The 418-nt window shown below is 64.8% G+C and carries 1 protein-coding gene; it reads left to right on the forward strand.

Going from position 1 to position 418, the window contains the following annotated elements:
• Positions 1–226, forward strand: a 226-nt coding sequence (locus RNB18_RS52765) for a hypothetical protein (protein ID WP_090433230.1), incomplete at its 5' end; no start/stop codon positions are given.
• Positions 227–418 lie beyond the last annotated feature (192 nt).

Genomic DNA, 418 nt, shown 5'->3' on the forward strand with positions numbered 1-418 from the left:
TATGCTGACCGCAGTACGCAAGATCCTCGGTTTCCAGATGACCATCGCCGAGTGGATCGGCACCGCCGTCATCCTCGCGGTCCCCTACCTGCTCATCGGCCTGGTCTGGTCACTCACCCACACCAGCCATCTGGCCGGAATGGACGGGGCCGACGCCGTGGTGTCCTTTCTCGGTTCCATCGTCTCCTGGCCCGTCCTGCTGTTCACCAACGTGTGCATGAGCTGAGAGGAGCCGGCGCATGTCTCTCGGCGACACCACTTCCGCCAACCGCATCTCGATCACCCGACGGACAGCTCGCTGGTCCGACGAGGACGTGACCATCGCCGATGCGATGGACCTGTGGGGCTTCGCCGCCGGCGCGGCCAACGTGATCATGCAGCTGTCCTCGCCGGGTGTGGGTTACGGGGTCGTGGAGAG

This window comes from Streptomyces doebereineriae (assembly GCF_031845645.1).
In the GTDB taxonomy this organism is placed as follows: Bacteria; Actinomycetota; Actinomycetes; order Streptomycetales; family Streptomycetaceae; genus Streptomyces; species Streptomyces canus.